This window comes from Streptomyces sp. AC627_RSS907 (genome assembly GCF_019049165.1).
Map to the genome: position 1 here is coordinate 1 of NZ_JAGMUE010001279.1, position 571 is coordinate 571.

The window sequence follows — 571 nt, forward strand, 5'->3', positions numbered from 1 at the left end:
GTGGGTGGCGCCCCGCGCGGGGCCGTACCCCGCCCCACGCACCACCATCGAAAGGCAGGACCTGATGTCCACCTCGGACAACTCGGACACGACGACAGCCCCCGCCCCGGCCTCCGTCCCGAACTCGCCGCTCGCCGACCGCACCGTCGTCATCCTCGGCGGCGGCTCCGGCATGGGATACGCCGTGGCGCGCCGCTCGGTGGCGCACGGGGCCCGGGTGGTGCTCGGCGGGCGCACGGCCGACCGGCTGGCCGCCGCCGCCCAGGCACTGGGGGAGCGGGCGAGTTGGCGCACGGTGGACACCACCGACCAGGCGTCGCTGGCGGCCTTCTTCGCCCCGCTGGAGCGCGTGGACCACCTGTTCACGCCGGCCGCCTCCTATCAGACGGGTCCCATGCTGGAACTGGACGACGAGGCGGCCGAGTCGCCCTTCACCTCGAAGTTCTGGGGGCAGTACTACGCGGTCAAGCACGCCGCGCCCAAGCTGGCCCGCGACGGCTCGGTGGTGCTGGTCTCCGGCGCGGCGAGCGTGCGCCCCTTCGGCGCGGCCCCCGCGTACGCGGCGTGCAAC

General features: G+C 75.1%; 1 protein-coding gene. It reads left to right on the plus strand.

From position 1 onward, the window contains the following. Nucleotides 1-64: 64 nt before the first annotated feature. Nucleotides 65-571: SDR family NAD(P)-dependent oxidoreductase (locus KUM32_RS41475; RefSeq protein WP_217146802.1), on the plus strand; the 507-nt coding region annotated here is incomplete at its 3' end.